This is a genomic window from Mesorhizobium sp. M1A.F.Ca.IN.020.03.2.1, from assembly GCF_004023205.1.
Taxonomy (GTDB): Bacteria; Pseudomonadota; Alphaproteobacteria; order Rhizobiales; family Rhizobiaceae; genus Mesorhizobium.
Genome location: NZ_RZSV01000326.1, coordinates 1 through 4,781, shown reverse-complemented (window position 1 = coordinate 4,781; position 4,781 = coordinate 1). Strand labels below are relative to the sequence as shown.

5 protein-coding genes are annotated in these 4,781 nt (G+C 63.8%); all 5 read right to left on the bottom strand.

From position 1 onward, the window contains the following. Positions 1-214: 214 nt before the first annotated feature. On the bottom strand, positions 215-661 hold the full coding sequence (locus tag EOA79_RS29670) for a CHRD domain-containing protein (RefSeq protein ID WP_066990644.1): 447 nt from the start codon (positions 659-661) through the stop codon (positions 215-217). Between the two features lie 174 nt (positions 662-835). Further along, positions 836-1,807: an ABC transporter substrate-binding protein gene (locus tag EOA79_RS29665; protein ID WP_066990642.1), complete on the bottom strand. Its 972-nt coding sequence runs from the start codon at positions 1,805-1,807 to the stop codon at positions 836-838. 39 nt (positions 1,808-1,846) lie between these two features. Further along, positions 1,847-3,001 carry an ABC transporter permease gene (locus EOA79_RS29660; RefSeq protein ID WP_128293546.1) on the bottom strand — a complete coding sequence of 385 codons (1,155 nt, stop codon included), beginning with the start codon at positions 2,999-3,001 and terminating at the stop codon, positions 1,847-1,849. Continuing rightward, on the bottom strand, positions 2,998-3,876 hold the full coding sequence (locus EOA79_RS29655; RefSeq protein ID WP_095802394.1) for an ABC transporter permease: 879 nt from the start codon (positions 3,874-3,876) through the stop codon (positions 2,998-3,000). The genes EOA79_RS29660 and EOA79_RS29655 overlap by 4 nt, the downstream gene beginning before the upstream one ends. Positions 3,877-4,237: 361 nt before the next feature. After that, the coding region (locus EOA79_RS29650; RefSeq protein WP_164894001.1) for an ABC transporter ATP-binding protein at positions 4,238-4,781 on the bottom strand (544 nt) is incomplete at its 5' end.

The following is a 4,781-nucleotide window of genomic DNA, read 5'->3' as shown; positions in this document are numbered from 1 at the left end:
CGCCTATGGCGGCCATGGCGAGACCGTCGCAAGGACCGAAGACTTCGCTCCGGCCTTCGAACGCGCACGCGCCAGCGGCAAGCCGGCGATCGTCGAGATCAGGCTCGATCCCGAAGCCATCACGCCGACCCGCACGCTGACACAGATACGCGACAAGTCCTGATCAGGCAGAACGAGGCGGTCGCCCCCCTCGCTGCTGCCTGAGGAAACTCCGCTACATCGATCCGCCGGCTTTCTCGATCTGGCCGCGGATCTCGCCGTCCGGATTCGCCTTGGTGTGGACGTTGACGTAGTACTTGCCGGCCTCGAGGTCGGCCGCCTGCGCGTCGGTCAGCGTCGCCGATCCCTTGATCGGGCTCTTGAGCTTCTTGAATGGGATCACCGGAGGTGCGTTTTCACCCGACGCGGCCGGCCCGTGAATGTGAGCAGCCGTCGCAGGTCCGCTGAGGCCGGAATATTTGACGTTCCAGCTGAGCTTCTTCTTGGCGGTGTCGAAGGTGAATGTGGCGGTTCCCTTGCCTTTGGTGGTGACGGGCGGGCTCTGCTGGCTACCGTCGAGCGTCGCATTGTACTTCACAGTTTCGGCCAAGGCCGGAGATGCGAGCAGCAAAGCAGTCGAGACAGCAAAGGCCGAAAGCATCGGCCATGATTGGATGCGCATTGGAGAACCTCCTTGGCTGGCGCGCATCCGCCCCGCCGCGGCTCCCCCGGCGCGCGGATGCCCCACTGCAACGGTTGGCAGGCCGCTTGTATCCCTGCACACGGATATTTTACCACAGCCAAGCAAAAGCGGCGGTCACCCGCCCCCGTTAAGTCTCGACTGGCGAGGTCGACCTTACTTGATCGCCTTGTCGGTGATCGCGGTCGTGTAGGCGCCCGACGGCTCCTTGGCGATGATCTTCTGGTCGAGCAGCGCCTTGGCGGTGCGCTCATAGGTGGCCGGATCGAGCTTGCCGTCGGCATTGTCGATCAGCTTGGCGACTTCGCCCATCATGCGCTTCTGATGGTTCTCGTCCTGGCCGCCATTATCCATGACGATCTCGGCCGCCTCATCCGAATTGTCGACGGCGTATTTCCAGCCCTTCATGGAGGCGCGCACGAAGCGCACCATCTTGTCCTCGAAGGCCGGATCCTTCAGCTTGTTCTCCAGCGCGTAGAGGCCGTCCTCGAGCAGGTCGTTGCCCATGGCCGAATAGTTGAAGACGGTGAGCTGCTCCGGCTTGTAGCCGGCGTCGATCAGCTGCCAGTACTCGTTATAGGTCATGACCGAAATGCAGTCCGCCTGCTTCTGGATCAGCGGCTGAACGTCAAAGCTTTGCTTCAGCACGGTGACACCGTCCTTGCCGCCGTCGGTCTTGAGGCCGAGCTTGTTCATCCAGGCATAGAACGGGTACTCGTTGCCGAAGAACCAGACGCCGAGCGTGTGGCCCTTGAAGTCGGCTTCGGTCTTGATCGGGCCGTCCTTCGGGCAGACCAGTTCCATGCCGGCTTTCTTGAACGGCTGGGCGATGTTGACCAGCGGCACGCCTTTTTCACGGGCGGCCAGCGCGCCGCCCATCCAGTCGACGATCACATCGGCGCCGCCGCCGGCGATCACCTGCTCGGGCGCGATATCCGGCCCGCCCGGCTTGATGTCGACGTCGAGCCCTTCGGCCTCGTAAAAGCCCTTGGCCTTGGCGACGTAGTAGCCAGCGAACTGGGCCTGCGTGACCCATTTCAGCTGCAGCGTCACCTTGTCGGCCGCCATCGCTTGGAAAGCGGCCAGCGACATCGCCCCGGCCAGAGCAGAAATTACCAGTCTTTTCATGTTTTTACCCTCTGAAGTTAGCACCCAAACCCACCGCCCCTATCCACCACGGACAGAGGGATGCCAAAACGTGACGGCTCTCTCGACAAGAGCGACCACGCCATAAAAGACCGAACCCGCCAGTGCTGCAACTGCGATTTCGGCCCAGACCATGTCGATGTTCATCCGCCCGACTTCCGTCGAAATGCGGAATCCCATGCCTACCACGGGCGTGCCGAAGAACTCCGCGACGATGGCGCCGATCAGCGCCAGCGTCGAGTTGATCTTCAGCGCATTGAAGATGAACGGCATTGCCGCCGGCAGCCGCAGCTTCAGCAAGGTTGGCCAGTAGCCCGACGCATAAGTGCGCATCAAATCGCGCTCCATGTGGCCGGAGGCGGCAAGCCCCGCGACGGTGTTCACCAGCATCGGGAAGAAGGTCATGATGATCACGACCGCCGCCTTGGACGGCCAGTCGAAGCCGAACCACATCACCATGATCGGCGCGACGCCGATGATCGGCAGCGCCGACACCATGTTCCCGATCGGCAGCAGCCCGCGCCTGAGGAACGGCACACGGTCGGCAAGGATGGCGACGACGAAGCCGGCGAGATTGCCGACGATGTAGCCGATCAGCACCGCCTTGAAGATCGTCTGCCGCACGTCCGATCCCAGGTTCGGCAGCGAGTTGGCGATGCGCGCGCCGATGGCGCTCGGCGGTGGCAAAAGGATGAAGGGAATGCCGGCGCCGCGCGTCACCGCTTCCCAGATGATCAGGATCCAGGCGCCGAAGATCGCCGGAATGATCAGGCGAAGCGCCGTTTTGGCCCCGCTGGCTGCAGTCCGTAGCGAGGACAACAGCGCGACGCAGCGCCAGGCAAGCAGCCAGGCGGCAGCGAGAACCAGAAAGTACGGCGCCAGCGCCGTGCCCTCGAAGCCTCCGATGCCCCTGACCAGAAGCCACGCTGCGACATGAGCGCCGACGAACAGGACAACCGCTTCGACAAGTGGCGCGAGTCTCACCGTTGAAACCAGCGCCGCGATCAGCAGCAATCCGAGGATGAGGCCTTTGGTGCCCATATATGGGTAGGCAACCGTCGCGGCAGGCTCGGCGAGCGCCGCCGCTTCCGGTGTCGACATCGCTCCGAGCGCGAAGGCGACGACGCAAAGAAGGATCGCCAGCACCGCTTGCCACGATGGTTTCAGCCAGGTCATGCCGGCCTCCCACCCATGGCGCGGTCGACCAGGCGGCCGGCGATGCCGACCACCATGACCAGCAGCGCCGCGACGATCGACCCCGCGACCAGCGCCGACCAGATGTCGATCGTCTGGCTGTAATAGGCGCCGGAAAGCAGCTTGGCGCCGATTCCGGCGACAGCACCCGTCGGCAATTCGCCGACGATGGCGCCGACTAGGCTCGCGGCCACCGCCACCTTCATCGACGTGAACAGGAACGGCACCGATGCGGGGACGCGCAGCTTCCAGAAGGTCTGCGAGGCGCTGGCATTATAGGTGTGCATCAGGTCGAGATGCATGAGCTCGGGGGAGCGCAATCCCTTCACCATGCCGACCGCAACCGGGAAGAACGACAGATAGGTCGAGATCAGCGCCTTGGGGATCAGCCCGGTGATGCCGATGGCCGCCAGCACCACGATGATCATCGGCGCCACCGCCAGGATCGGAATGGTCTGCGAGGCGATGATCCACGGCATAAGGCTGCGGTCGAGCGTCGTCACATGCACGATGCCGACGGCGATTACGATGCCGAGCGCCGTGCCGAAAGCAAAGCCGAGCAGCGTCGAGGACAGCGTCACCCAGGCATTGTAGACAAGGCTGCGGTTCGAGGTGATGCCGCGCAGGAAGGTGTTCTCGAAGAAGTTCACCGCCACCTGGTGCGGCGCCGGCAGCGTCGGCTTCGGCTGCGATAATGTCTTGCCGATGAATTCGACCGTGCCGGGGGTTTCGTTGGCTCTGGCGTCGAGATCGCGCTGGAACGGCGCATTGAGGATGACGGCGAAGACATACCAGAGCACCACCACGCCGGCGAGGATTGACGTGACCGGGATGATCTTGGAACGGAAGGAGTCCATTTAGCGGGCCTTCCCCCGGCGCAACGGCAGCACGCGGCGCTGCGCGTTTTTCGTCATCATAGGGCGGAGCAAGGAGCGAAGCGGCCCGCCGCGGACCCTAGGATCCATGCCGTTACCTCGACGCTCCGCTGTGGCGCAGAATACGGCTCCCTGCGCCGCGCTCAGCTCGTCGGGTATTCTGAGCCGCTTACGGCCTTCGGTCGACGTCCCGGCATGGATCCTAGGGTCTGCGCTCCGCTTCGCGTCGCTCCACCCTAGGATAACGAAATCACGGCGGTCGGCTCCCGCCACGCGCGCGGCTTCGCGCTTGCTCCGCCCCAGGATGTCGAAGCAGCGGGTGTCCGTCCGCTGGCAAGCACCCTCAATCATCATAGCTGTGCCCCGCCCTCAACCCGTCGCGCACGCGCGCGGCGATCGCCAGGAATTCCGGCGTCTCGCGGATGTCGAGCGGCCGCTTCCTGGGCAAGGTGGATTCGATCACGTCGGTGACGCGGCCCGGCCGCGGCGACATCACCACGATGCGGGTCGACAGATAGACCGCCTCGGGGATCGAGTGAGTGACAAAGCAGATCGTCTTGTTGGTCGAATCCCAGAGTTCGAGAAGCTGTTCGTTCAGATGATCGCGCACGATCTCGTCGAGCGCGCCGAACGGCTCGTCCATCAAAAGCAAATCGGCGTCGAAGGCGAGCGCGCGCGCGATCGAGGCGCGCTGCTGCATGCCGCCGGACAGCTGCCAGGGATACTTCTTCTCGAAGCCGGAGAGGTTGACGAGTTCGAGGGTTCGCTTGATGCGTTCCGCCTGCTCGGCCTGGCTGAGGCCAATGATTTCCAGCGGCAGCGCCACATTCCGCTCGATTGTGCGCCAAGGAAACAGCGCCGCCGCCTGGAAGACATAGCCGTAAGCC